We start from the raw sequence: 24,230 nt of genomic DNA, 5'->3' as shown, positions 1-24,230 counted from the left end.
GTCGGTCGCGATGGCTCCGCCATCACTCCCTCCTCCGCCTTGCAGCCGCACGCACCAGACCCCGCTCCTTCTCCCACCCTCCCATTGCCGGTCGGCCTTACTCTGTGACCATGGGCGATGCGTCGATGGTCGGATTGATGGGGCGGGTGACCGGCACGGTGGGGCCGGGGCTCGTCGGTGAGGTGATGGTCCGGGTCCGCGGCGGCGCCGAGCACTTCCTCGCGTACCCCGCCGCCGCCAAGGAGCGCATCGAGCGGGGCACGGTGGTGATGGTGGTCGAGTACCTGCCGCCGCGGACGGTGTACGTATCGGCGGCATACGACAATTGACGGCTCGTCCGCTTCCGGTTCGCACCAGGTGAGAGCCCTGTGCGTCAAGATTGCAACAAGGATCCGTCAGCGTCTGTACCCCGGCCTTGCACAGGAGCACACTCCCGTTCGTTCGGTGCCGATAGGGCACCATGCAAAGGGGGCGTATGCCGATGGTTGTCGGCGTCGTGGCGGGGGCGGTTGTCCTCGCACTGATCTTCATCGTTGTGGTCTTCAAGCTCATGTGGCGGGTCGCGGAGCCCAACGAAGCACTGATCATCTCCGGTTCGAAGCATCGGACCGAAGGCCTTGAAGAAGGCATGGGATTCCGCATCGTGACGGGGCGCGGCACACTGGTACTGCCGGGCGTGCAGGCAGTGCGCAAGCTCTCGCTCGACCTCAACGAGACCGAGCTGTCCGTGGACTGTGTGACGCACCAGGGCATTCCGCTCAAGGTGCGGGGCGTGGTCATCTTCAAAGTGGGCGACGACTTCGTGTCGATCGCCAACGCGGGACGCCGTTTCCTCGACCAGCAGAAGCTGATGTCGGAGCGGGTGCACAACGTGTTCGCCGGTCATCTGCGCTCCATCGTCGGCGGGTTGACCGTCGAGGACATGATCCGCGACCGCGAGAAGCTGACCGGCCAGACGCGGGCCGCGTGCGGTACGGAGATGGAGAAGCTGGGTCTGATCGTCGACTCGCTGCAGATCCACGAGATCGAGGACCCGACCGGCTACATCAAGAACCTCGCCATGCCGCACGCCGCCGCCGTGCAGCGCGACGCGCGGATCGCGCAGGCCGAGGCGAACCGTCTCGCCACCGAGGCCGAGCAGAAGGCCGCGGCCCGGATGTCTGAGGCGACCCGGGACAGCGAGATCCTCCAGGCCGGCTACCAGGCCGAGCGCGACAAGGCGGCCGCCAAGGCCCAGCAGGCCGGACCGCTCGCCGACGCCGCCGCCCGGCAGGACGTCGTCGTCCAGGAGACACGGATCGCCGAACTCGAGGCGCAGCGCCGTGAGCAGCAGCTCCAGGCGGACGTCCGCAAGCCCGCGGACGCGAAGGCCTACGAGACGCGGGCCCGGGCCGAGGCCGATCGTGACGCGCGGATCTCCGCCGCCCAGGCCAAGTCCAAGGAGACCGAACTCGCGGCGGCGGCCGAGGCGAACCGGGTCAAGACGGCCGCGAACGCCGAGGCCGAGGCGACGAAGGCGCGGGGTGCGGCCGCCGCGACGGCGACCAGGGCCACCGGTGAGGCCGAGGCCGCCGCCGCTCAGGCCAAGGGCCTGGCCGCGGCCGAGGCGACCCGGGCGCAGGGTCTCGCCGAGGCGGAGGCCATCAAGGCACGGGCCGCCGCCCTCGCCGAGAACCAGGAAGCCGTGGTCGCCCAGCAACTCGCCGAGAACTGGCCGGAGATCGTCCAGGCGGGCGCGAGCGCGTTCGGCAACGTCGACCACATGGTGCTGCTCAACGGCGCCGACGGTATGTCGGAGATGTTCGCCAAGGCACTGACGATGGGCGGCACGGGGCTGGGCCTCGCCCGTCAGTTGCTGGCATCGATGAACCAGAACGGTACGACGGAGAACTCGACCGCCGGGCTCAACGGTCATGTGCCGCCGCGCTCGGAGAAGGTGCCGGTGGAGAACGACAACGGATGAATCGTTGAGGCCTCGGGCGTGCGGGAGTTGACCTCCGTACGCCCGAAGTCGCGTGCGCCCCGAGCCTGTAGGCACGCTCCAAGCCGCCCTGTACGCACACCCCACGCCCTGTACGCGCGCCCGAAGCCCCGTACGCGGGGACCCGCTCGGCGCGCGGTGCCGCTCAGGCTCTAACGTGACGTGCGTGACTGCCAACACCGACGCACACGTACCCGGTCGCTTCGGCCCCACCGCCACCACCGAGGCCGAGCCCCGCGAGGTGGGCCGGGTACGCACGGAGTACTCGCCCGCGCACGACGGCGACCCCGATCCCGGCGAGATCGTCTGGACGTGGGTGCCCTTCGAGGAGAACGACGGCCGGGGCAAGGACCGCCCGGTGCTCGTCGTCGCCCGTGAGTCCGCCGGCACGCTGCTCGCCGTCCAGCTGTCGAGCAGGCGGCACGACGGCGACCGGGAGTGGGTGCCGATCGGCAGCGGGCCGTGGGACCGGTCGGGACGCGACTCGTGGGTGGACGTGGACCGGGTGCTGCGGCTGCACGAGGCCGGTATGCGGCGGGAGGCCTGTGCACTGGACCGGATGCGGTTCAATCTGGTGGTGCACCGGCTGCGGGAGCGGTACGGCTGGCGCTGAGCGCTCGCGTCACCGCCTCTTACCGGACGGTCACCCCTGCAAATGCGCGTTCGAATGCACTCCGAATGGGCGAACCCTTGCGGTCGAGCACCCCGAAAACAATGTGCTCGAAGGAACCGGCGAACCGTCCGCCGTCCCCGAGCAGGGCACGGAAGGCGCCCGCCACCTGCTCGGGATCGTTCCGGAAGACACCACATCCCCACGCACCGAGCACCAGCCGCCGGTAGCCATGGGCCACGGCCGTCTCAAGAACCCGCTCGGCCCGCGTGCCCAGGGCGCGTGGCAGCTCCGCCGCACGCTGAGGGGCGGTGCGCAGCACGACTCCGGCGTTGGGGGCCGCGGCGGTCAGGAAGCCGACGGTGTACGGCTCGTCGAGCAGCCGGCCGCGGTCGTCGCGGAAGACGGGCACACCGGGTGAGTGGATGACCCGGTCCGTGTAGAACGGATCGCGGTGGGCGCGGTGGTGGTCGTAGAACTCCCGGGCCCGCAGCACGCACACGTAGAGCGCGGCGGCCCGGCACAGGGCCTCTTCCTGGGCCTGCGCGCCGTTCAGATAGCCGCCGCCCGGATTGCGCGCCGAGGCGAAGTTCAACACGGCCACCGCGCCGCCCTCGCCCTCGTCCGTGAGCCGTCGGGCGGCTTCCAGACTGCTCTCGCCCGTAACCTCGAACAAAGTGTCGACAGGTTCGGCCGACGCCACGTCCACCGGCTCGGGACCGTACATCCGCGTCCCCGCCCGCGCGGCCTCGATCGCCGCGGCGATCGACACCTCGCGCCCGTCGGAGGCGCGATACGCACCCGCCGCGACGATCTCCTCCGTCTGCCGCGCGATCGCACGCAGGCGCGCGCTCATGGCGCGACCCCCGTACGCACCACGAGCGCGCCCCGCGCGCTCTCCCCCGTCGTGCCCATGAACGCATCGTGAGCGATGCTGGTCGTGCAGCGCAACAGAAATTCGCGCCCCGCAAACACTGCTGCACGGCCCGCCGGACAGCGACTCCCGGCCCCGCGAGCAATAATTTGCACCCTTGTGCGAACCGTCTCGAGGGTCTTGGGTGGGACGAGCGATGCCGGTCCGGCACCACGGACGCCGGACCGGCGACATGGTGGCATCTCAGGAGGATCCCGACATGTCCGATTCGGTGAGTGACTGTACGGAGCAACGCTCCGCCGTCACCGAGGCCGAGGTGGAAGCGCTGGTCCATGGCATCTGCTTCAAGACCGGACCGCCCCGCACCCTCGGCGTCGAAGTGGAATGGCTCATCCACGAGCTGCGGACACCGCGGCTCCCCGCAACACCCGAACGACTCGAAGCGGCCTACGCCGCCGTGCGGCCCCTGCCCCTGCGTTCGGCGCTCACCGTCGAACCGGGTGGCCAGCTGGAGCTCAGCTCCCCTCCCGCCGCCTCCCTGATGGAGTGCATCGGGACCGTCTCCGCCGACCTCGACGCGGTACGCGCGGTATTGCGCGAGGCGGATCTCGGCCTCAGCGGGTACGGCCACGAACCCTGGAATCCCCCGAGCCGTTTCCTCCATGAGCCGCGCTACGACGCCATGGAGCGGTATCTCGACCGCGCGGGTCCCGAAGGGCGAGCCATGATGTGCTCCTCCGCCTCCGTCCAGGTGTGCCTGGACGCCGGGTACGAGGAGCCGGGACCGCTCGGGCACGGGCGTCGCTGGTGGCTCGCGCATCAGCTCGGCGCGGTCCTGGTGGCCGCGTTCGCGCACTCGCCGGTGGCCCGGGGCCGGTACACGGGCTGGCGCTCCACGCGGCAGTCCCTGTGGACGGCGATGGACCCGGGACGCAGCAGCGCGCCTCCCCTGGGCGGCGACCCGCGCGCCGCCTGGGCCCGGCATGTCCTGGACGCGCCGGTGATGTGCGTCCGGGCGCCGGACGGCCCCTGGGACGTACCGGAGGACATGACTTTCCGGGCGTGGACCCGATCCGGCGCACCGCCGGACCGGGCGGATCTCGACTATCACCTGACGACCCTGTTCCCGCCGGTCCGCCCGCGCGGTCATCTGGAGCTCCGCATGATCGACGCGCAGCCGGGCGACGACGGGTGGATCGTGCCGCTCGCCGTGACGGCTGCGCTGTTCGACGACGTGGAGGCCGCGGAGGTGGCCTACCGGACCGTCAAACCCCTCGCGGAGCGGGCGGATTCGCTCCCCGCACCGTGCAATCCGCTGTGGATCGCCGCGGCGCGGGACGGACTGACCGACCCCGAGCTGCACGAGGCCGCCGTCACCTGCTTCGCGGCCGCCGCGGAGGCACTGCCCCGGATGGGCGCCTCCGTCGCCGTCCAGGACGCGGTCGCGGAGTTCACGGAACGCTATGTGGCCCGGGGCCGCTGCCCTGCCGACGATCTCCTTGACGGCCAGGTCCACGACCAGGTCCACGGCAAGTCCCACGGTCAGTTCCACGGTCAGTTCCACGGTCAGTTCCACGGGAAGGACATCCGCACATGACCGCCCCGACATCACCCACGGACCCCGACTCGCTCCGCAAGCGCGCGCTGGAGGCGCTGATCACGGCCCGCGACCGCACCGAGCTCCTCACCTCCTGTGTGGACGAGCCCGAACTGACGGCGCAGCACTCGCCGTTGATGTCTCCGCTGGTGTGGGACCTCGCGCATATCGGCAACCAGGAGGAGCTGTGGCTGCTGCGCGCGGTCGCCGGCCGTGACGCGATGCGGCCCGAGATCGACGGGCTGTACGACGCGTTCGAGCACTCTCGCGCCGAGCGTCCCTCGCTGCCGCTGCTGGCGCCCGCCGAGGCCCGCCAGTACGCCGCCGAGGTACGCGGGCGGGCGCTGGACGTCCTGGAGGGCACCGCGTTCGAGGGCACACCTCTCACCGAGGCCGGCTTCGGCTTCGGCATGATCGCGCAGCACGAACAGCAGCACGACGAGACGATGCTGATCACCCATCAACTCCGCAAGGGGCCGACGGCCCTCACCGCACCCGACCCCGCACCCGTACCGCCCTTCGCGGGACCCGCCGAAGTCCTGGTACCGGGCGGCCCGTTCACGATGGGCACGTCCACCGAGCCGTGGGCATTGGACAACGAGCGCCCCGCGCACCGCCGCGAGGTCCCGCCGTTCTTCATCGACACCACTCCGGTGACGAACGCCGCGTACCAGGCCTTCATCGAGGCCGGCGGCTACGGCACCGAACGCTGGTGGACCGCGGAGGGCTGGGCCCACATCCGGGCGCACGGCATCGAGGCGCCGCTGTTCTGGCGCCGCGAGGGCGGGCAGTGGCTGCGGCGCCGCTTCGGCGTCACCGAGCCGGCGCCGGCCGACGAGCCGGTGCTGCACGTCTGCTGGTACGAGGCCGACGCGTACGCCCGCTGGGCGGGGCGCCGGCTACCCACCGAGGCCGAGTGGGAGAAGGCGGCCCGCCACGACCCTGCGTCCGACCGCTCCACGCGCTATCCGTGGGGCGACGCCGACCCCACCCCCGAGCACGCCAACCTCGGCCAGCGCCATCTGCGCCCGGCCCCGGCCGGCAGCTACCCGGCGGGTGAATCTCCGCTCGGTGTACGTCAGTTGATCGGCGACGTGTGGGAGTGGACGTCGAGCGACCTGCACCCCTACCCCGGCTTCGCGGCCTTCCCGTACAAGGAGTACTCGGAAGTGTTCTTCGGGCCGGAATACAAGGTGCTGCGCGGCGGCTCGTTCGCCGTGGACCCAGTGGCCTGCCGGGGGACGTTCCGCAACTGGGACTATCCGATCCGGCGGCAGATCTTCTCCGGTTTCCGTACGGCGCGCGACGGGACCGTCTGATGTGCCGTCATCTGGCGTTCCTCGGGCCCGAGGAGCCGCTCGGCCGGCTCCTCGTGGAACCGCCGCACAGCCTGTACCGGCAGTCGTGGGCGCCGCGACGACAGCGGCACGGGACGGTCAACGCCGATGGTTTCGGGGTCGGTTGGTACGCCGAAGAGGATCCGGTGCCCGCCCGGTACCGGCGTCCCGGGCCCATCTGGGGCGACCAGTCGTTCGCGGACCTGGCCCGTGTCGTCAGGTCCAAAGCGCTGCTCGGCGCCGTACGGGACGCCACCCGGGGGGGAGCGGACGGGGAGGCCGCGGCGGCGCCGTTCACCGCGGGCCCCTGGCTGTTCAGCCACAACGGCGCCGTCCTCGGCTGGCCCGGCTCCCTCGCCCCGCTCGTGCGGACCCTGTCCGCCGAGGAGTTGCTGTCCCTGGAGGCCCGCTGCGACTCGGCGCTCGTCTGGGCGCTGGTCCTGCAACGGCTGCGCGCCGGTGACGACCAGGGCCGGGCGCTGGCCGAGACGGTCCTGGAGGTCGCCGAGGCGGCCCCCGGGTCCCGGCTCAACCTGCTCCTCACCGACGGCGAGACAATCACGGCGACGGCCTGGGGCGACACCCTCTGGTACCTCGCCGACCCCGTCCGCCACCGCACCGTCGTGGCCTCCGAGCCGTACGACGACGACCCGCACTGGCAGGAGGTGCCGGACCGCACGCTGCTCGCGGCGAGCCGCACCGACGTCCTGCTCACTCCGCTCAAGGACCAGCACGACCAGGAAGGCTCGTACGACCGGAAAGGCCAGCCCGACCACATGGCACCCGCACGCTCGAAGGAGCCCAGCACGTGAGCCCGTTCCTTCTCACCCGCACCCTGCCCGAGGACGCCACGGACGCGGCACTGCGTGCCGATGTCCTGCACGGCCTCACGCACACGCCCAAAACGCTGCCTCCCAAATGGTTCTATGACGCCTACGGCAGCGAGCTCTTCGAGAAGATCACCGAACTGCCCGAGTACTACCCCACCCGGGCAGAGCGCGAAATCCTGATCGCCCGGGCCCCCGAGATCGCCGCGACGACCGGTGCGCGCACCCTCGTCGAGCTGGGCTCCGGCTCGTCCGAGAAGACGCGGTACCTGCTCGACGCGCTGCCGGGGCTGCACACGTACGTGCCGGTCGACGTCAGCGAGAGCGCCCTGACCCAGGCCGGGCACGCGCTGATCGCCGAGCATCCTGATCTCGGCGTGCATGCGCTGATCGCCGACTTCACGGGCGGTCTCGCGCTTCCCGGTACGCCCGGGCCGCGGCTGGTGGCGTTCCTCGGCGGCACGGTCGGGAATCTGCTGCCCGCCGAACGCGCCACGTTCCTGGCCTCAGTACGGGCCCTGCTGCACCCCGGCGATGCCCTGTTGCTCGGCACCGACCTGGTCAAGGACGAGTCGGTCCTGGTCGCCGCGTACGACGACGCGGCCGGGGTGACGGCCGAGTTCAACAAGAATGTGCTGACGGTCGTCAATCGCGAGCTCGGCGCCGATTTCGACCCGGACGCGTTCGCCCATGTCGCCCTCTGGGACACGGAGCGGGAGTGGATCGAGATGCGGCTGCGGTCGCGGACCGACCAGACCGTGAAGATCCCCGCCCTCGACCTGGCCGTCGACTTCGCGGCGGGCGAGGAACTGCGCACCGAGATCTCGGCGAAGTTCCGCGAGGAGGGCATGCGGCGCGAACTGGCCGCCACGGGCCTCGACCTGGCCCATTGGTGGACGGACAAGCAGAACCGTTTCGCGCTGTCCCTCAGCCTGGTCCGGTGACGGCCGGGGGAGGCCCGGCCCAAGGGCGGGCCTCCCCCGTTCTCCCCGACATCTCGCGAACCACGCTCCTGTGGGGCACCGTGGAATTGACGCCTGGCACACCCGCCACGGCCGAGAGGAGTACCCGCATGTCCGACCACACATACCGGGTCACCGAAATCGTCGGCACCTCCCACGAGGGGGTCGACCAGGCCATTCGCAACGGGATCGCCCGCGCCTCGCAGACACTGCGCAACCTGGACTGGTTCGAGATCACGCAGGTCAGGGGGCAGATCGTGGACGGGTCGATCGAGTACTACCAGGTCGGTCTGAAGGTCGGGTTCCGCCTGGAGGACAGCGCCTGACCCGAACCGCACGTCCCGGACGGCGCATCCCTCAGGTCCGTCCCTCCCGCTCCTGCGCGTCCTTCAGCGCCGCGGACGCGGTCCCCCAGCGCGCCCGTACGACCTTGAACCCGGCCCGCTCCGCCTCGTCGCAGACGAGTTCGTCGTCGTCCACGAGGACGCGGATCTCTCGGTCGCGAGCGAGCCCACGAAGGATGTCCAGTTTGGTGCGGCGGGCGGGCCTGCGGTCGTCGTTGCGGCGCATCCAGATGCGCCCCTCGGGCAGTCCCTGGGCGGCCAGCCAGTCGACGGTGTCGCGCCGGCAGCGCTCGGGGCGGCCGGTGAGGTAGACCACCTCGCAGTCCCGCGCCCTTTTCAGCGCCAGGGCCACGCCCTCGGCCAGCGGGGGATCCTGCGGCGCGGCCGCGAAGAACGCGGCCCAGTCCCGGGGCTCGCGCTCCAGAAACCGCTGCCGATGCGCGGTGTCCGCGAGCGTGCCGTCGAGGTCGAACACGGCGAGCGGCCTGGACCGGCCCGACGCCGTGATCCTGTTGGTCTTCGTCACACGGACCAGCCTAAGCAACGCCTCTCAACTTCTGTCTCTCCAAGGGCTGTTGACAACACCGGGCGAGCCCTTAACGTGAACCCTCGCGCGGAGTGTCGCACGATATTCGGTATTTCGAACATACGGGACGGTGGAGGGACACCACCATCCCGGCTCTTCGGCATGCGGCGAATCACGTGAATCCCCCGGACAAGGAGAGCCGCGTCATGATCACCCCCGACCGAAACGCGTCCTCGACGCCCTTCACGCCCTCCCGCCGCGGCCTGCTGCGCGCGATGGCCGCGCTCCCCGCGACCGCACTCGTCCTGGGCGAACTGCCCGGACTGCTGGGCACGGCCGGGGCGGCGGCACCCGCCCACGGCTCCGCCACCCGCTACACCATCGTGCCGTTCCTGAACAGCAACGACGGCACCGTGAACGTCTACCAGTCCGACGACGCCACGGACTTCCGCCTCGTCAAGGCGTCCGCCTACACCCCGCCCAGCAACCGCATCCGCGACGCCAGCGTGTTCAGGCACACCGACGGCTACTACTACATCACCTACACCACGCACACCTGGCAGGACGTCAGCACCACCATCGGCTTCGCCCGCAGCTCGGACCGGGCCAACTGGACTTTCCTGTACGACTACACGGTCCCCGTCGCCAACCTGTCCCGCGCGTGGGCACCCGAGTGGTTCGCCGACAGCGACGGCAGCGTGAATGTCATCGTGTCCTGCTCGACCACCGCCGACGAGTGGATCTTCACTCCGTATGTACTGAGGGCGACCAACTCCACGCTCACCGCGTGGAGTTCACCTGTCGCGCTGTCCGGCATCGGCACCAACCACATCGACACGTTCATCGTGAAGATCGGCTCCACGTACCACGCGTTCCCGAAGAACGAGACGACGAAGTACATCGAGTACGCCACCGCCACCAGCCTGACCGGGCCCTACACCATCATCAGGACCGGCGACTGGGCGGGTTGGGGCGGCACGCGTGAGGGGCCCGCGCTGGTCCAGCTCGACAACGGCGCCTGGCGGATCTTCTTCGACGGCTACGGCGACAGCAGTTACTACTACAGCGACAGCTACGACACCTTCGCCACCTGGAGCGCGCCGAAGAAGCTGCCGGGCGTCTCCGGTACGGCCCGGCACTTCACCGTGATCAAGGAGACGGTCTCCGGCGGGGTGAACCTGGCGACCGACGTCACGCGTTCCTTCCGGTCGGGCAACTACACCACCCGCTACTGGCAGGGGCAGTCCGCGCTGCTCAACCTTCCCGTGGTGAGCACTTCCAGCAGCACCGCCGAGAAGCAGGCGTCCACCTTCACCGTGGTGGCGGGCCTCGCCGACGCGAACGGCTACTCCTTCCGGGACGCGGCCGGCAACTACCTGCGGCACTGGGACTTCCGGGCCCGCTTCGACGCGAACAACGGAACGTCGACCTTTGCCAAGGACGCCACGTTCGTCGCCCGCACCGGCACGCCCGACGGCACGCTGCGCTTCGAGTCGTACAACTACCCGGGCTACTACCTGCGCCACTACAACTACCAGCTTCGCGTGGACATCTCGGACGGCACCGACCTGTTCCGCCAGGACAGCTCCTTCGTCCCCGTGACGGCCTGGGCATGACCGCCGCACCAGCCGGAGAAGAGAGGGAAAGCCCGATGAGTGAGCGCACCGGCCCGCTTCAGCCGTCCCGCCGCACCGCGCTGGGGGCGATGGCCGCCCTGACCGCGTCCTTCGCCGTCGGCGCCCCGTCCGCGCGCGCCGCGGCCACAACTGCGTACGTCATGGGCTACTTCACCGAGTCCCCGAACTGGCTCGGCGCCGACTACGGCCTCCACCTGGCCGTCAGCACCGACTCGCTCCAGTGGACCCCGCTGAACCAGAACAACCCGGTCGTGACGCCGACCGGGGGCACCGGCGGTCTGCGCGACCCGTTCATCATGCGCAAGCAGGACGGCACCTTCGTGGTGATCGCCACCGACCTCAAGGGGACCGACTGGAGCCTGCAGAGTCAATACATCCATGTCTGGGACTCCGCCGACCTGCGTTCCTTCACCGGCTACCGTCGGTTGAAGCTGCACGACATGGCCACCCACAGCTGGGCCCCTGAGGCGTTCTGGGACGCGGGGCGCGGCCAGTACGGGATCATCTACTCGGCCGTCAACTCCAGTGGCCACAACGTCATCATGGTGAACTACACCACCGACTTCGTGACGGCATCGGCCGCGCAGGTCTTCTTCGACCCCGGTTACGACGTGATCGACGGCGACCTCGCCGTGGGCGTGAACGGTGTGAACTACCTGTACTTCAAGAAGGACCAGACGCTGGTCGGCGCCAGGTCCACCTCCCTGAATCCGGGCAGCTTCACCGTGTTCAGCACGCCGGTCGCGCACGGCGGCACCGAGGCCCCGACCCTCGTGAAGTCCCAGACGTCGAGCAACTGGTTTCTCTGGGGCGACACGTACACGCCCAACGGCGTGTTCTACGCCTGGCAGTCCACCGACCTCGCCGCGGGCACCTGGACGGCGGTGGACCAGCGCCTCTACACCCAGCCGCTCAACTCCAAGCACTGCACCATCCAGAGCATCACCACGACCGAGTACGACAACCTCGTGGCGAGGTACGGCACACCGTCGTGGAACCGGATCAAGTCCTATAACTTCCCGGCCCGTTACGTCCGGCACTCCGACTACGTCGGCCGGATCGACGAGTACCCGTTCGACCCGTACACCGACTCGCAGTGGAAGGTCGTGCCGGGACTCGCCGACAGCTCGGGGGTGTCCTTCCAGTCGGTCAACTACCCGACCCGCTACCTGCGGCACTACAACTACCAACTGCGGCTGGACGTGAACGACAGCACCACCGCTTTCGCCCAGGACGCCACGTTCTACCGGACGGCGGGCCTCGCCGACACCTCCTGGACATCTTTCCGCTCCTTCAACCATCCGGACCGTTACATCCGCCACGCAAACTACGTCCTGCGCATCGATCCCATCGCCACCAGTACCGAAAGGGCCGACGCCACGTTCTCGGTCGGGTACTGATCCCCCTTCGTCCCCAGGAGAAACCCCGCATGTTACCTCTCCGCAGACTCCTCGCCACTCTGGCAGCCGCGACCGCCGCTCTGGGCGGGCTCACGGCGACCGCCCCCACCGCGGCGGCCGCCGACTCGGGCACGTTCAACGTGCTCAGCTACAACGTCGCGGGGCTGCCCGAGGCCATCTCCAGCGCCCCGACCCCCCGCCAGTCCAGCACCACGACGATCGGCCAGCGGATCGCCCCGTACGACATCGTCCAGGTGCAGGAGGACTTCAACTACCACGCGTACCTCTACGCCGCCGACACCACCCACGCCTACCGCACCGCCACCAGTGGCGGCGCCGGCATAGGCAGCGGGCTCAACACCCTGTCGAAGATCTCCTACGACTCCGACGACTTCGAGCGGGGCGACTGGAACTCCTGCCAGCTCGACTCGGGCGACTGCCTGACTCCCAAGGGCTTCACGTTCATGCGCGAGCGCCTCGCCGAAGGCGTCTACGTGGACTTCTACAACCTGCACACCAACGCCGGTACCAGTGACGGCGATCTGGCCTCGCGGGCGGACAACCTCAACCAGCTCACCGCGTTCATCCAGAGCCACTCCAAGGGCAACGCCGTGGTCGTCATGGGTGACACGAACACGCGCTACACCCGCTCCGGCGACACGATCCGCGAGTTCAACGCGGCCAACGGCCTGACCGACGCCTGGGTACAGCTCGTCCGCGGCGGCACCCCGCCCGCCAAGGGCAGCGACGCGCTGGTCTGCGACCAGACCGGCCCGACGGTGCCCAACACCTGCGAGGTCGTCGACAAGATCCTCTACCGGGGCAGCAAGCTGGTCTCGCTCAACGCCACCAGCTACAACAACGAGCACGCGAGCTTCCTCACCGACGGGCTCATGCTCTCCGACCACGACCCGATCACCGCCAAGTTCACCTGGTCGCGCAACTCCGCCTACCAGCTCAGCGACCAGTTCGGCGGCCCGCACGGGAACTACTTCAATGACATCGACAGCGTGCCGGCCGGGGCCGGGGCCACCACCGTCTCGCTGCGGGCCGGTTCACGCGTCGACCAGATCGGGCTGACGCTCAGCAACGGCACGACTCTGACGCACGGGGGCACGGCCGGCACCGCGTCATCCCTCACCCTCGGCAGCGGCGAGTACCTCACCTCGGCGCAGCTGTGCCAGGGCGTGAAGGACGGCAACACCCGGATCTTCTCCGCGAAGTTCACCACCAACCTGGGCCGCAGCCTGGCCGGCGGTACGACGACCTCGGACTGCGTGACCCGCACCGCTCCGTCCGGCTGGCAGATCGCCGGATTCCATGGCCGTACGGGCGACGAGGTCGACAAGATCGGCTTCCTCTACACCCAGCGCTGACCGGATCCCCGCCACGCCTCGAGGGGTGTGGCGGGTTCCCCTGCCACCGCGTCACGTCACGCACCCATGCCCAGCCGTCGTGGTCGGTGTCACCCGGGGTTTCGCCCGCAACAATCACTGTCCACACGGCGAGACCGCCGTCTCGCTTCGACCGCGAGCCGTGCCGGCTCGGCCTTGTCCGGCGCGACGGTGGTGAGCGGGGGCGCCGTGTAGCGGGCCTCCTCGACGTCGTCGAAACCCACCACCGCGACGTCGTCCGGCGTGCGCAGACCGCGCTCGCGCACGGCGTGCAGGGCTCCCTCGGCGGATCACGGGCGCGAGCTCCTCGTCGTACGGGATCCCGGCCCCGCGCAGCGCTTCCTGGTAGCCGGTGAGACGCGTCGCGGAGGTGGCGGCGTGCCGTACGGCCTGGCGGCCGATCACCGCGATGCGGCGGCGGCCGATCGACAGCAGGTGCTCGGTGGCCTCGCGCGCGGCCGCCGTGTTGTCGATGGTCACGTGCGGGCACGCCAGGTCGTGCACGCGCTCACCGAGCAGCACCAGCGGCACCCGGGTCGCGGCGCGTGCCGCGCTCCGGTCGTCCAGCGCCAGTGGGCTAAGGATCACGCTGTCGACCAGCGGATCGGTGCGCCCCAGGGCGATGTTCAGCTCGTCCTGGGGGCGGCCGCCGGTGCACTCCACGAGGAGTGCGCACCCGTGCGCGGCGGCCTGGCTCAGCAGCTGCTCAGCCAGCTCCGCGCAGTACGGCATCGTCAGTTCGGGCACGGCGAGCAGCAGCACTCCGCTGCGGCCGGTGCGCAGTCCTCGCGCGGCGGTGTTGGGCCGGTATCCCAGTTCCTCGACGGCTCGCAGCACCCGCTCCCGGGTGGCCTCGGAGAAGTGCCCGGTACCCCGTACGACATGGGAGACCGTCCGCAGGGACACCCCGGCCCGCTCGGCCACTTCCGTGAGTCCGATCGCTGCGCTCACCGGCTCACCCTGAGGCCGACGACGCCGTTCAGTGGTGGTCTCGTTGACCGCCTTGGTTTCCGTAACCGCCGTATCCGTAGCCGCCGTATCCGCCGTATCCGTAGCCGCCGTATCCATCACCGGATGAGCCGTACTGTCCCGTGGTCGGCGGGCAGTAGTTGTACGGGTAGCAGCCGTACGTGGGAGACGAGGACGCCGATGTCGACGGGGTCGGCGCGGGCGTCGACGGCGGCTTGGCCGAGGGGGTGGGCGTACTGCTCGGCGACGCTTTCGTCGAGGGTTTCTCGGGGGCGTGGGTCACCGGTGCGGTGACGTCCTGGTCGGCGTCCCAGTTGACCACCTCCATCTGGAGCGAGGGCGAGGAGGTGTCCAACGTCCAGTGCTGGTCGGCGCCGTTCTCGCGGAGTTTGACGACCAGGGCCGCTTCGCCCTTGGTGGAGGCGGGTGTGAGGGCCAGATCCTGGCTCCAGCGGGGCACCACCTCGCCCTGGAGGGTGAAGTCGTAGCGCACGTTCTTGGTGCCCGGTTGCGACTCGCCCGTGCAGGGCGCCAGTTGGACCGAGTAGCCGAGGTGGGAGTCGAGGCAGAGGTCGGGGGCGGCCACGTCACGCAGCACTCCGTCCTCCTCGTACGACCATTCCTGGCTCGCGGCCGAGGAGCACGGTGTGAGTGCGGTCTCCGCTCCCTTCACGGGCTTCTTGCCCACGATGCCGATGCACAGCCCGGTCTCGGTGTTGCGCAGCCGACCGCGCACGGCGCCGTTCGACGTCTCGCCTGCGCCTATCCAGGACGGGTTCGCGCCGGGCGCCTTGGCCGGGCCCGGACTGGGCGAGCCCGAAGGTCCGGTGTTGTCGGCCATGCCGTTCTCGCCGCCCGAGCTCTGGCCGACCCACAGGACCAGCGGGACCAGGATCAGACCGCTCACGGTCAGCGCGGCCAGGGCGATGTTCCGGCGGCGCGGGGAGCGTCGGGGAGCCTTGTGCGTCGGCGGGCGGGAGTCGGCGGGCGACTGGTGTCGAGGTGCCGGGCTCGGGGGGGCGCTCGGCGGGAGCGGGAGAAGGCTCGGCAGGGGCGGAATCCCGTTCACGCCGGCCACGGGGGCCGCGTCCGCCGTCACCTCCACGATCGCGGTGGCGGTGACGCGTCCGAGGCGGGACGCCAGATAGGCCGCGGCGCCCCAGCCCAGCACGGCTTCGGCCAGCGGCGCGGCGAGTTCGCCGTCGAACACGCTCAACTGGTCGGCGGTGTACCGGCAGTGCCGGCAACGGCCCATGTGCCGGCGCAGATCGGGGTCCAGGTCGATGCCGCCGCGGCGCAGGGACACATCCAGCATCCGGTGGTAGTGAAGGCACTCCTCCTCGGGGGCCAGTTCGCGATGGATCTCCAGGCAGCCCTCGCGCAGGCGTTCCCGGGCCCGCCGCAGTCCCACGGTGGCGTCGTCGTCGCCGATGCCCAACAGGGCTGCGGGCACGGCGAGTTGGTCGGCCTCGACCTCGGCGTGCCACAGCAGGCAACGGGCGGGCTCCGGAAGCCGCTGGAACGCCCGGGACAGCAGCCGTCTGCTCTCGGGCGGCAGAAGTCGCGCCTCGACCCGCTCCACACTGTCGGAACCGGCCAGCAGCTCGGGATGGAGCAGTTCCCTTCGCTGGTCCGCGAGCCATTCGGCGCCCATTCGGCGCACGGTGACCAGCAACTGCGGCCGCCATGCAGCCGTCGGTCCCGTCTGCCGCAGCGATTCGCCGAACAGCCGGGTGAAAGCGGCCGTGGTGAGCATTCCGGCAGGGCGTACACCGTTGGTGCACAGTCGTGCGTAGGAGTAGACCGCTTCCCAGTGGCGGTCCAGGAGTTCCCCGACGGGATGGTGCGCGGGCGTCTTCCCCGAGCTCTTCTTCAGTTCGACCGCGAGCCGCTCATCCGAAATGTCGAACAAGCGAGCGGGTGTTGGGGAATGAAACAGGGCTGCGTCATTCACGTCCGCTTTCCTCCCAAAGGTAACGCAGGAAATAGTCCATACCAATGGGTATGTAGCCCGCCCGACGAAGCGGAGGGACTACCCATGGGGGGGTTGTTACCGCAAAACACCGCCTCAGACAGCTCTTTTGAAGCGAGGGGTGAGCGGGCACACCGTGTGCGCGCAGAAGGAAGCGAATTTGTCTGCACGCCAACAACGCACACCTTTGCACAGGGCGCCTCACCGAAACAAGAGATCTCGTCACTCTCCTATTCCGCTGGGGCGTAGGCGGATTGACGGAAAGTCAGCAGAAGTCTCCACAAAGAAATTCGGAATCCCATACAACCTTCGACCGAGACCGCACTCGCGTCACCGGTCACGTGGACCGGTGACGGCCGGAAAGGCGTTCTCGCACCATTGACGCCATGACATGCCCATGCAATGCTCATCATGGGAGCGCTCCCAATTCCCGCTGTCCACTCTCTCGTGGCAGCGGTATCGGATTCACTTCACCCGCTGGGAGCCGCTCATGCCCGCATTTCCGTTGCCCCGCAACCACCAAAAACCCCTGGCGGCCGCCCTGCTCGCGGGGGCGTTACTCGTCGGCGGCCTGACGGCTGCCCCCGGTGCGGCGGGACTTTCCGCCGCCGCGACCACAACTGCCGTACACGTCAACCAAGTCGGCTACCTGCCCGACGGGCCCAAGCGCGCGACCGTGGTCACCTCCGCCGCCCAGCCGCTCGCCTGGCAGCTGCGCAACGCCTCGGGCGTGGTGGTCGCCTCGGGGTCGACCGTCCGCACAGGAACGGGCACGGACACGGCCTCCGGGCAGATGACCCAGGTCGCCGACTTCTCCTCGTACAGACGAGCCGCTTCGGGTTACGTCCTGGTGGTCGACGGGCAGGCCGGCGATCCCTTCGACATTCGCGCGAATCTCTACGCCGGTCTCCGTTCCGATGCGCTGGCCTTCTTCTACCACCAGCGCAGCGGCACACCGGTCGAGGCCTCTCTGGTGGGCCCCGCATATGCCCGGCCCGCCGGTCATCTCGGGGTCGCGCCGAACCAGGGCGACGTCGACGTGCCCTGCCAGTCCGGGGTGTGCGACTACACCCAGGACGTCAGGGGCGGCTGGTACGACGCGGGAGACCAGGGCAAGTACGTCGTCAACGGCGGCCTTTCCACCTGGCTGCTGGTCAATTCCTTCGAGCGGGCCAAGAGAGCGGGCACCGAGTCCGCGCTGGGCGACGCCACGCTGAGCGTTCCCGAACGCGGCAACCGCGTACCCGACATCCTGGACGAGGCTCGCTGGGAGCTCGACTTCCTGATGCGGATGCAGGTGCCGGACGGCCGTCCGTACGCCGGAATGGCCTTCCACAAAGTGCACGACGCCGCCTGGACCGGTCTGCCCACCCGCCCCGAACAGGACGCCCAGCCGCGCGAACTCCACGCTCCGTCCACCGCCGCCACCCTCAAGCTCGCTGCCGCGGCGGCGCAGTGCGCGCGCGTCTTCCGGCCCTACGACACCGCGTTCGCGAACCGGTGCCGGACCGCGGCGCGCAAGGCGTGGACGGCGGCGCGGGCCAACCCCGCGCAGTACGCGCCGGATTCGGACAGCACGGGCGGCGGGGCCTACGGCGACTCCCAGGTCACCGACGAGTTCTACTGGGCCGCCACCGAGCTGTACGCCACGACCGGCGAGCGCCCCTACCGGGACGCGGTCACCTCCTCCCCCTGGCACACCGCGTCCACCGCCTTCCCGGCCGGCGGTTTCAGCTGGTCCGACACCGCCGCACTCGGCAGGATCACGCTGGCGACCGTGCGGAGCGGGCTGCCCGCGTCCGACCTCTCACGCGTCCGCGCCTCGGTGACGGCCGCCGCGGACGGCTATCTGGCCACCATGGCCGGCCAGGGATACGCCGTGCCGATCCCCGCCACCGGATACGTCTGGGGCTCCAACAGCGCGGTCACCGACAACGCGATCGTCATGGCCGTGGCACAGGAACTGACCGGCGACCGGCGTTACCGCACCGGAGTCCTCGAGTCGATGGACTACCTCCTGGGCCGCAACGCCCTGGGCCAGTCGTACGTCACCGGATACGGGGAGCGGTACTCCCGCAACCAACACCACCGCTTCTGGGCACACCAGTACGACCCCTCGCTGCCCAACCCTCCGGCGGGCTCCCTCGCGGGCGGGCCCAACAGCGGACTGCAGGACCCCGTCGCGCAGGAGCACCTGCCCGGCTGCGCGCCCGCGGCCTGCTACATCGACGACATCGGCTCGTACTCGACCAATGAGGTGGCCGTCAACTGGAACGCGCCGCTGGCGTGGCTGGCCGCCTACGCCGCCGAGCCCGACTGCCCCGCCAAGCCCAGCTGACCGGTCCCACGACCTGACGGACGGATCAGTGGCCGCTGATCGCCCGGGGCGTGTACGGCTGCTCCAGCTGCTCGATCTCCTTCTGCGTGAGCTCCACATCGAGGGCGGCCACCGCGTCGTCGACATGCCCCGCCTTGGTCGCACCGACGATCGGCGCGGTCACGGTGCTGTGGCGCAGCAGCCAGGCGAGGGCGACCCGCGCGCGGGGGATCTCACGCGCGGCGGCGATCCGGGCGACCGCGTCGACGATCTCGCGGTCGCCGTCCGGGTAGAGCTTTCTGCCGTACTCGTCGGTGCGGCTGCGCTCGGTGGTGGCGGCCCAATCGCGGGTGAGGCGACCACGGGCGAGCGGGCTCCAGGGCAGTACGCCGACGCCCTGGTCCGCGCAGAGCGGCAGCATCTCGCGCTCCTCCTCGCGGTAGAGGAGGTTGTAATGGTTCTGCATGGAGACGAACCGCGTCCAGCCGTGCAGCCGGGCGGTGTACTGGGCCTTGGAGAACTGCCAGGCGTACATCGAACTGGCGCCGATGTAGCGGGCCTTGCCCGCCTTCACCACGTCGTGCAGGGCCTCCATCGTCTCCTCTACGGGAGTGGCCGGGTCGAAGCGGTGGATCTGGTAGAGGTCCACGTAGTCGGTGCCCAGCCGGCGCAGGCTGTTGTCGATCTCCGTCAGGACGGCCTTGCGGGACAGGCCACGGGCGTTGGGGCCGTCGTGCATGGCGCCGTTCACCTTGGTGGCGAGGACGATCTCGTCCCGGCGCGCGAAGTCCACCAGTGCGCGGCCGACGATCTCCTCACTCGTGCCGTCGGAGTAGACGTTCGCCGTGTCGAAGAAGGTGATCCCGGCCTCCAGCGCCCGGCGGATCAGCGGGCGGGACGCCTCTTCGTCGAGGGTCCACTCGTGGGGCCCTCGGCCGGGCAGCCCGAAACTCATGCAGCCCAGGCAGATCCGGGACACGTCCAGGCCCGTCGAACCGAGCTTCACGTACTGCATGCTCACTCCTGCTTTCCCTGGGGGTGACGCAGCTCCTGGCCTCGCGGCCGCGGCAAGCCGCAGGCAGGAGCCCCGCAGAAGCCATTCCCCCTCGCGGTTCGGTAACACGCCCTCGGCTCAACCGGCCCGTCCGCGTGCCGTCGCGCGGAACTCCAGCGGCGTACGGCCCGCCCGCTCGGCGGGCAGAACGTCGGCACGTACCGGATCGAGCTCATCGGACGCGACCGGCTCGCCTTCCAGCCCGTGCCGATGCACCGCGTCGCCCAGCATGTGCACAAGGCCACGGGCGCGGCGAGGACCCGCCGATCGCGATCACCCTCCGCAACGACCCGGTGATGACCATCGTGGCGGGCATGCCCATGACGTACGACCAGTCCGAGTACGAGATGGCAGGCGCCGTGCGCGCAGCGCCCGCGCGGTCGACCGGGTTTCGTACCGCACCGACCCGGTCTTCGAGTACCTCTGTCTCGGCATGCCGTGGACCGAGGTCGACTATCTGGTCGGTCCGAGCACCTGCGTTCCGCTGCTGAAGCAGTTGCGCGCGGAGTTCCCCGAGGTGCAGGCAGTCAGCGCCATGTACATGTACACCCACGGTCCGGCCGTGATCATCTCGACGAAGAAGAACGGCGGCCCGCGGCTGGATGTCCGTCTCCGGGATCATCAACACGCGGCACGGCGGCTTCGCCGAGGCGGTCGGGATGTGGGCGATGACCACGCCGCCCGGGCTCGGCTACGTCGCCCAGGTGTCGACGAGGACGTGGATGTGGCGCACGACGGAGCCCGCCCGCCGCTCCACCCGCGACGCCTACCCGGCCGCGTTCCGCATGACCCAGGCGGACATCGACCACGCGATCGAGGTTCCGGCCGTACCGCCGCTGCTCCCTCGATAGCGAGCACCGGGAATCCCCGCGCGCCTGAGGCGTTGAACCCGGTGTGAGCTCAGTGATCGCGGCCACCCGCTTCTCCGTCCTCGACCGCTCCCGCACCCGCGAGGGGCACGCGGCGCCCGAGGCGCTGCGCGACACCGTGCGCCTGGCCCAGGACCTGGAAGGGCTCGGGTACCACCGGATCTGGGTCTCGGAGCATCACGGTGTGCCCGGAGTGGCCGGCTCCGCACCCACCGTGCTGGCCGCCGCGGTCGCCGCCGCCACCCGGACGATCCGGGTCGGCACCGGCGGTGTGATGCTGCCGAACCACCAACCCCTGGTCGTGGCCGAGCAGTTCGGCGTACTGGAATCCCTGTTTCCCGGCCGCATAGACATGGGGCTCGGTCGCAGCGTCGGTTTCACGGACGGCGTACGCAGGGCGCTGGGCCGGGACAAGGACCACGCCGACGACTTCGCCGCGCAGCTCGCCGAACTGCTCGGCTGGTTTCGCGGCACATCGTCGAGCGGGGTGCACGCGCGCCCGGCGGAGGGCCTGACCGTGCCGCCGTTCGTGCTCGCCATGGGTGAGGGCGCGACGATTGCGGCGCGGGCGGGCCTGCCGATGGTCATCGGGGACTTCCGGAACCAGGAGAAGATGCGGCGCGGCATCGATCACTACCGCGCGACGTTCCGCCCGTCCGTCTGGGCGCGGGAGCCGTACGTCGTGGTCTCCGGCACGGTGGCGGTCGCCGGAACCCCGGAGGAGGCGCGCCGTCTGCTGCTCCCGGAGGCCTGGTCGATGGCCCACTCCCGCACGCACGGCACATTCCCGCCGCTGCCGCCCGCCGAGCGAGTCGAGAACCTCTCGATGACCGACAAGGAGCGTGGCTTCTACGAGTCCGGGCTCACCGGCCACCTCGCCGGCACCGAGGAGCAGGTCGCCCACGAACTGGAGACACTGATCAAGGAGACGGGCGCGCAGGAGGTGCTGGTCACGACCAGTACGTTCGACCGGGAGGCACTGCTGGACTCCTACCGGAGGCTCTCCCGGGTCGCGGGACTGGCCGCCGCCTAGGATGGTGGGGTTTGTCCCAGGTCCCCAGGAGTCCAGCCGATGCACAGCCCCCACGACTCGTACGTCCGCGTCCGGGGCGCTCGCGAGCACAACTTGCGGGGCGTGGACGTCGACATCCCGCGCGACGTCCTGGCCGTCTTCACCGGTGTCTCCGGCTCCGGCAAGTCCTCGCTGGCCTTCGGGACGATCTACGCGGAGGCCCAGCGGCGCTACTTCGAGTCGGTGGCGCCGTACGCGCGGCGGCTGATCCACCAGGTCGGGGCGCCGAAGGTCGGGGAGATCACCGGGCTGCCGCCCGCGGTCTCGCTCCAGCAGCGCCGCTCGGCGCCCACCTCCCGCTCGTCCGTCGGCACGGTCACCAATCTCTCCAACTCCCTGCGGATGCTGTTCTCGCGCGCGGGCGACTACCCGCAGGGTGCCGAACGTCTCGACTCGGACGCCTTCTCCCCGAACACGGCGGCCGGTGCCTGTTCTGAGTGCCATGGGCTGGGCCAAGTCCACCGTACGACCGAGGAGTTGCTGGTCCCGGATCCGTCGCTGTCCCTTCGTGAGGGCGCGATCGCCGCGTGGCCGGGCGCCTGGCAGGGCAAGAACCTGCGCGATGTCCTCGACGCGCTCGGCCACGACGTGGACCGGCCATGGCGCGAGCTGCCCGCCGAGGAGCGGGAGTGGATTCTGTTCACGGACGAGCAGCCGGTCGTCACCGTGCATCCGGTGCGCGACGCGGGGCGGATCCAACGTCCGTACCAGGGCACGTACATGAGCGCCCGGCGTTATGTGATGAAGACGTTCTCGGACTCGAAGAGCCAGTCGTTGCGGGCCAAGGCGGAGCGGTTCCTGACCAGTGCCCCCTGCCCGGTGTGCGGTGGCAGCCGGCTGCGGCCCGAGGCACTGGCCGTGACCTTCGCGGGGCGGACGATCGCCGAGCTTGCCGCGCTGCCGTTGACGGAGCTGGCCAAGGCCCTTCCACCGCGGGGCGAGACGGCCCGCGTCCTCACCGACGATCTGAAGGCCCGTATCACCCCCGTCGTCGAACTCGGCCTCGGCTACCTCAGCCTCGACCGCGCCACCCCCACCCTTTCCGCCGGTGAGCTGCAACGGCTGCGGCTGGCGACACAGTTGCGCTCCGGACTCTTCGGAGTCGTGTACGTCCTCGACGAGCCGTCCGCGGGCCTGCACCCGGCAGACACGGAGGCCCTGCTCACCGTGCTGGACCGGCTCAAGGCGGCGGGCAACTCGGTGTTCGTCGTGGAGCACCATCTCGATGTCGTCCGCGGTGCCGACTGGCTCGTCGACGTCGGTCCGCGGGCGGGCGAGCACGGTGGGCGGGTGCTGCACAGCGGCCCGGTGGCGGAGCTGGCGGAGGTCGCGGAGTCGGCCACGGCCCGCTTCCTCTTCGGTCACTCCCCCACGCCGGTGCGTGAAGTCCGGGCGGCACGGGGCCGGTTGAAGGTGGGGCCGGTGACCCGGCACAACCTGCGTGGCGTGACCGCGGAGTTCCCACTCGGCGCGTTCACCGCCGTCACCGGGGTGTCCGGCTCCGGCAAGTCCACCCTCGTCGGTGCGGTGACGGAGGAACTGGAGGGCGTCGGACGGCTCGTCTCCGTCGACCAGAAGCCCATCGGCCGTACGCCGCGCTCGAATCTGGCCACGTACACCGGTCTCTTCGACGTGGTGCGCAAGGTCTTCGCCGCGACGGCGGAAGCGAACAGGCGTGACTACGGTGTCGGGCGCTTCTCCTTCAACGTCGCGGGCGGACGCTGCGAGACCTGTCAGGGCGAGGGATTCGTCAGCGTGGAGCTGCTGTTCCTGCCGAGCACGTACGCGCCGTGCCCGGACTGCGGTGGGGCGCGCTACAACCCGCAGACGCTCGAAGTGACCTACCGCGGACGGAATATCGCGCAGGTGCTGGACATGACGGTGGAGACCGCGGCGGAGTTCTTCGACGACCACCCGGCGATCACCCGCAGCCTCGGCACGCTCCTCGACGTCGGCCTCGGGTATCTGCGACTCGGCCAGCCCGCCACGGAGTTGTCGGGCGGCGAGGCGCAGCGCGTCAAGCTGGCCAGTGAGTTGCAGCGCGCCCACCGCGGCCACACGCTCTATCTCCTCGACGAGCCGACGACCGGTCTGCACCCCGCCGATGTCGAGGTGCTGATGCGCCAGTTGCACGGCCTGGTCGACGCGGGTCACACCGTCGTGGTCGTCGAGCACGACATGACGGTGGTGGCGGGCGCGGACTGGGTGATCGACCTGGGTCCGGGCGGCGGGGACGCAGGCGGGCGGATCGTGGCCGCGGGGACCGCGGCCGAGGTGGCGCGGGCGGAAGGGAGCACGACGGCGCCCTATCTCGCCCGCGCGCTCACTCCGGCCCCCTAGGTCCTGTCGTCACATTCCCGCCTGCCTCGCGACGCCATGCACGCACTCCCGCCGCACCGGGCGCAGACCCACGTACAACCAGTACGAGGGTCTGCGCCCGGCACCTGGACCGCCGCTTCTACCTCGAGGGCAAATCCAAGATCCAGAT

At 70.1% G+C, this 24,230-nt stretch carries 22 protein-coding genes and 1 pseudogene; 16 read left to right on the top strand and 7 right to left on the bottom strand.

Going from position 1 to position 24,230, the window contains the following annotated elements; genetic code table 11:
* The first annotated feature begins 104 nt into the window (after positions 1 to 104).
* The 3 genes from AB0D57_RS43210 (at position 105) to AB0D57_RS43200 (ending at position 2,594) form a co-directional block, all read left to right on the top strand.
* Positions 105 to 329, top strand: coding sequence for a hypothetical protein (locus AB0D57_RS43210; RefSeq protein ID WP_362087197.1), 225 nt, complete (start codon positions 105 to 107; stop codon positions 327 to 329).
* A gap of 146 nt (positions 330 to 475) precedes the next feature.
* Positions 476 to 1,963 (top strand): SPFH domain-containing protein, encoded by a 1,488-nt coding sequence (locus tag AB0D57_RS43205; protein WP_362087194.1) that lies wholly within the window; start codon positions 476 to 478, stop codon positions 1,961 to 1,963.
* 184 nt (positions 1,964 to 2,147) lie between these two features.
* The gene (locus AB0D57_RS43200; protein WP_362087191.1) at positions 2,148 to 2,594 is read left to right on the top strand and encodes a type II toxin-antitoxin system PemK/MazF family toxin; all 447 of its coding nucleotides are present in this window, start codon (positions 2,148 to 2,150) and stop codon (positions 2,592 to 2,594) included.
* Positions 2,595 to 2,613: 19 nt separating this feature from the next.
* Here AB0D57_RS43200 and AB0D57_RS43195 read toward each other — a convergent pair whose 3' ends face one another.
* Positions 2,614 to 3,447: a TIGR02452 family protein gene (locus AB0D57_RS43195; RefSeq protein WP_362087188.1), complete on the bottom strand. Its 834-nt coding sequence runs from the start codon at positions 3,445 to 3,447 to the stop codon at positions 2,614 to 2,616.
* Between the two features lie 277 nt (positions 3,448 to 3,724).
* Between AB0D57_RS43195 and egtA the strand changes: the two genes are divergently transcribed.
* From egtA to AB0D57_RS43170, 5 genes are all read left to right on the top strand, one after another.
* Positions 3,725 to 5,062, top strand: coding sequence for an ergothioneine biosynthesis glutamate--cysteine ligase EgtA (egtA, locus tag AB0D57_RS43190; protein WP_362087185.1), 1,338 nt, complete (start codon positions 3,725 to 3,727; stop codon positions 5,060 to 5,062).
* Positions 5,059 to 6,381, top strand: a complete 1,323-nt coding sequence (egtB, locus tag AB0D57_RS43185; protein ID WP_362087181.1) for an ergothioneine biosynthesis protein EgtB — start codon at positions 5,059 to 5,061, stop codon at positions 6,379 to 6,381. The genes egtA and egtB overlap by 4 nt, the downstream gene beginning before the upstream one ends.
* Positions 6,381 to 7,211 (top strand): ergothioneine biosynthesis protein EgtC, encoded by an 831-nt coding sequence (egtC, locus tag AB0D57_RS43180; protein WP_362087178.1) that lies wholly within the window; start codon positions 6,381 to 6,383, stop codon positions 7,209 to 7,211. The genes egtB and egtC overlap by 1 nt, the downstream gene beginning before the upstream one ends.
* Positions 7,208 to 8,170 carry an L-histidine N(alpha)-methyltransferase gene (egtD, locus tag AB0D57_RS43175; RefSeq protein WP_362087175.1) on the top strand — a complete coding sequence of 321 codons (963 nt, stop codon included), beginning with the start codon at positions 7,208 to 7,210 and terminating at the stop codon, positions 8,168 to 8,170. The genes egtC and egtD overlap by 4 nt, the downstream gene beginning before the upstream one ends.
* Before the next feature lie 128 nt (positions 8,171 to 8,298).
* Entirely contained in the window at positions 8,299 to 8,514 is a 216-nt protein-coding gene (locus AB0D57_RS43170) for a dodecin (RefSeq protein WP_362087172.1), read from the top strand.
* A 31-nt stretch (positions 8,515 to 8,545) separates the two neighbouring features.
* Here AB0D57_RS43170 and AB0D57_RS43165 read toward each other — a convergent pair whose 3' ends face one another.
* Positions 8,546 to 9,040 (bottom strand): hypothetical protein, encoded by a 495-nt coding sequence (locus AB0D57_RS43165; protein WP_362087203.1) that lies wholly within the window; start codon positions 9,038 to 9,040, stop codon positions 8,546 to 8,548.
* A gap of 224 nt (positions 9,041 to 9,264) precedes the next feature.
* On the opposite strand from AB0D57_RS43165, the gene AB0D57_RS43160 reads away from it, so the two are divergent.
* From AB0D57_RS43160 to AB0D57_RS43150, 3 genes are read left to right on the top strand one after another with little or no spacing between them, the layout of a single operon-like run.
* Positions 9,265 to 10,674: an AbfB domain-containing protein gene (locus AB0D57_RS43160; RefSeq protein WP_362087169.1), complete on the top strand. Its 1,410-nt coding sequence runs from the start codon at positions 9,265 to 9,267 to the stop codon at positions 10,672 to 10,674.
* 35 nt (positions 10,675 to 10,709) lie between these two features.
* Positions 10,710 to 12,095, top strand: a complete 1,386-nt coding sequence (locus AB0D57_RS43155; RefSeq protein WP_362087166.1) for a glycoside hydrolase family 43 protein — start codon at positions 10,710 to 10,712, stop codon at positions 12,093 to 12,095.
* 29 nt (positions 12,096 to 12,124) lie between these two features.
* Complete coding sequence (locus tag AB0D57_RS43150) at positions 12,125 to 13,471, top strand: jacalin-like lectin (protein WP_362087163.1); 1,347 nt, start codon at positions 12,125 to 12,127, stop codon at positions 13,469 to 13,471.
* Positions 13,472 to 13,560: 89 nt separating this feature from the next.
* Here the strand turns inward: AB0D57_RS43150 and AB0D57_RS43145 are convergent, their stop codons facing one another.
* The 3 genes and pseudogenes from AB0D57_RS43145 to AB0D57_RS43135 form a co-directional block, all read right to left on the bottom strand.
* The gene (locus AB0D57_RS43145) at positions 13,561 to 13,716 is read right to left on the bottom strand and encodes a substrate-binding domain-containing protein (RefSeq protein ID WP_362087160.1); all 156 of its coding nucleotides are present in this window, start codon (positions 13,714 to 13,716) and stop codon (positions 13,561 to 13,563) included.
* A gap of 103 nt (positions 13,717 to 13,819) precedes the next feature.
* Positions 13,820 to 14,557: pseudogene (locus tag AB0D57_RS43140) on the bottom strand (LacI family DNA-binding transcriptional regulator); the annotation flags it as partial.
* Positions 14,469 to 16,370, bottom strand: a complete 1,902-nt coding sequence (locus tag AB0D57_RS43135; RefSeq protein WP_362087157.1) for a ricin-type beta-trefoil lectin domain protein — start codon at positions 16,368 to 16,370, stop codon at positions 14,469 to 14,471. The pseudogene AB0D57_RS43140 and the gene AB0D57_RS43135, both read right to left, overlap by 89 nt.
* Before the next feature lie 550 nt (positions 16,371 to 16,920).
* Between AB0D57_RS43135 and AB0D57_RS43130 the strand changes: the two genes are divergently transcribed.
* On the top strand, positions 16,921 to 18,768 hold the full coding sequence (locus AB0D57_RS43130; RefSeq protein WP_362087154.1) for a glycoside hydrolase family 9 protein: 1,848 nt from the start codon (positions 16,921 to 16,923) through the stop codon (positions 18,766 to 18,768).
* 25 nt (positions 18,769 to 18,793) lie between these two features.
* Here AB0D57_RS43130 and AB0D57_RS43125 read toward each other — a convergent pair whose 3' ends face one another.
* Together AB0D57_RS43125 and AB0D57_RS43120 are read right to left on the bottom strand one after the other, a co-directional pair.
* A complete protein-coding gene (locus AB0D57_RS43125) occupies positions 18,794 to 19,762 on the bottom strand; it encodes an aldo/keto reductase (RefSeq protein WP_362087152.1) in 969 nt (322 codons plus the stop codon).
* A 117-nt stretch (positions 19,763 to 19,879) separates the two neighbouring features.
* The gene (locus AB0D57_RS43120; RefSeq protein ID WP_362087149.1) at positions 19,880 to 20,032 is read right to left on the bottom strand and encodes a hypothetical protein; all 153 of its coding nucleotides are present in this window, start codon (positions 20,030 to 20,032) and stop codon (positions 19,880 to 19,882) included.
* A 65-nt stretch (positions 20,033 to 20,097) separates the two neighbouring features.
* Between AB0D57_RS43120 and AB0D57_RS43115 the strand changes: the two genes are divergently transcribed.
* The 4 genes from AB0D57_RS43115 to AB0D57_RS43100 all read left to right on the top strand — a co-directional run bounded on the left by AB0D57_RS43115 (position 20,098) and on the right by AB0D57_RS43100 (position 24,082).
* The gene (locus AB0D57_RS43115) at positions 20,098 to 20,292 is read left to right on the top strand and encodes a hypothetical protein (protein WP_362087146.1); all 195 of its coding nucleotides are present in this window, start codon (positions 20,098 to 20,100) and stop codon (positions 20,290 to 20,292) included.
* Between the two features lie 168 nt (positions 20,293 to 20,460).
* The gene (locus AB0D57_RS43110; protein ID WP_362087200.1) at positions 20,461 to 20,652 is read left to right on the top strand and encodes a non-oxidative hydroxyarylic acid decarboxylases subunit D; all 192 of its coding nucleotides are present in this window, start codon (positions 20,461 to 20,463) and stop codon (positions 20,650 to 20,652) included.
* A gap of 43 nt (positions 20,653 to 20,695) precedes the next feature.
* Positions 20,696 to 21,703: an LLM class flavin-dependent oxidoreductase gene (locus AB0D57_RS43105; RefSeq protein WP_362087143.1), complete on the top strand. Its 1,008-nt coding sequence runs from the start codon at positions 20,696 to 20,698 to the stop codon at positions 21,701 to 21,703.
* Positions 21,704 to 21,742: 39 nt separating this feature from the next.
* Positions 21,743 to 24,082, top strand: a complete 2,340-nt coding sequence (locus tag AB0D57_RS43100; RefSeq protein WP_362087140.1) for an excinuclease ABC subunit UvrA — start codon at positions 21,743 to 21,745, stop codon at positions 24,080 to 24,082.
* Positions 24,083 to 24,230: the final 148 nt, after the last annotated feature.

It is taken from the genome of Streptomyces sp. NPDC048275, assembly GCF_040652275.1.
Classification (GTDB): Bacteria; Actinomycetota; Actinomycetes; order Streptomycetales; family Streptomycetaceae; genus Streptomyces.
The sequence above is the reverse complement of the archived record's forward strand: the minus strand, read 5'-3'. Positions and strand labels throughout refer to the sequence as shown.

Coding starts and splice junctions, on each gene's coding strand:
- AB0D57_RS43205 (WP_362087194.1), top strand. CDS start 476: ATGCCGATGGTTGTCGGCGTCGTGGCGGGGGCGGTTGTCCTCGCACTG.
- AB0D57_RS43195 (WP_362087188.1), bottom strand. CDS start 3,447: ATGAGCGCGCGCCTGCGTGCGATCGCGCGGCAGACGGAGGAGATCGTC.
- egtA (WP_362087185.1), top strand. CDS start 3,725: ATGTCCGATTCGGTGAGTGACTGTACGGAGCAACGCTCCGCCGTCACC.
- egtB (WP_362087181.1), top strand. CDS start 5,059: ATGACCGCCCCGACATCACCCACGGACCCCGACTCGCTCCGCAAGCGC.
- egtC (WP_362087178.1), top strand. CDS start 6,381: ATGTGCCGTCATCTGGCGTTCCTCGGGCCCGAGGAGCCGCTCGGCCGG.
- AB0D57_RS43170 (WP_362087172.1), top strand. CDS start 8,299: ATGTCCGACCACACATACCGGGTCACCGAAATCGTCGGCACCTCCCAC.
- AB0D57_RS43160 (WP_362087169.1), top strand. CDS start 9,265: ATGATCACCCCCGACCGAAACGCGTCCTCGACGCCCTTCACGCCCTCC.
- AB0D57_RS43155 (WP_362087166.1), top strand. CDS start 10,710: ATGAGTGAGCGCACCGGCCCGCTTCAGCCGTCCCGCCGCACCGCGCTG.
- AB0D57_RS43150 (WP_362087163.1), top strand. CDS start 12,125: ATGTTACCTCTCCGCAGACTCCTCGCCACTCTGGCAGCCGCGACCGCC.
- AB0D57_RS43130 (WP_362087154.1), top strand. CDS start 16,921: ATGCCCGCATTTCCGTTGCCCCGCAACCACCAAAAACCCCTGGCGGCC.
- AB0D57_RS43125 (WP_362087152.1), bottom strand. CDS start 19,762: ATGCAGTACGTGAAGCTCGGTTCGACGGGCCTGGACGTGTCCCGGATC.
- AB0D57_RS43120 (WP_362087149.1), bottom strand. CDS start 20,032: ATGCTGGGCGACGCGGTGCATCGGCACGGGCTGGAAGGCGAGCCGGTC.
- AB0D57_RS43115 (WP_362087146.1), top strand. CDS start 20,098: ATGACCATCGTGGCGGGCATGCCCATGACGTACGACCAGTCCGAGTAC.
- AB0D57_RS43110 (WP_362087200.1), top strand. CDS start 20,461: ATGTGGGCGATGACCACGCCGCCCGGGCTCGGCTACGTCGCCCAGGTG.
- AB0D57_RS43100 (WP_362087140.1), top strand. CDS start 21,743: ATGCACAGCCCCCACGACTCGTACGTCCGCGTCCGGGGCGCTCGCGAG.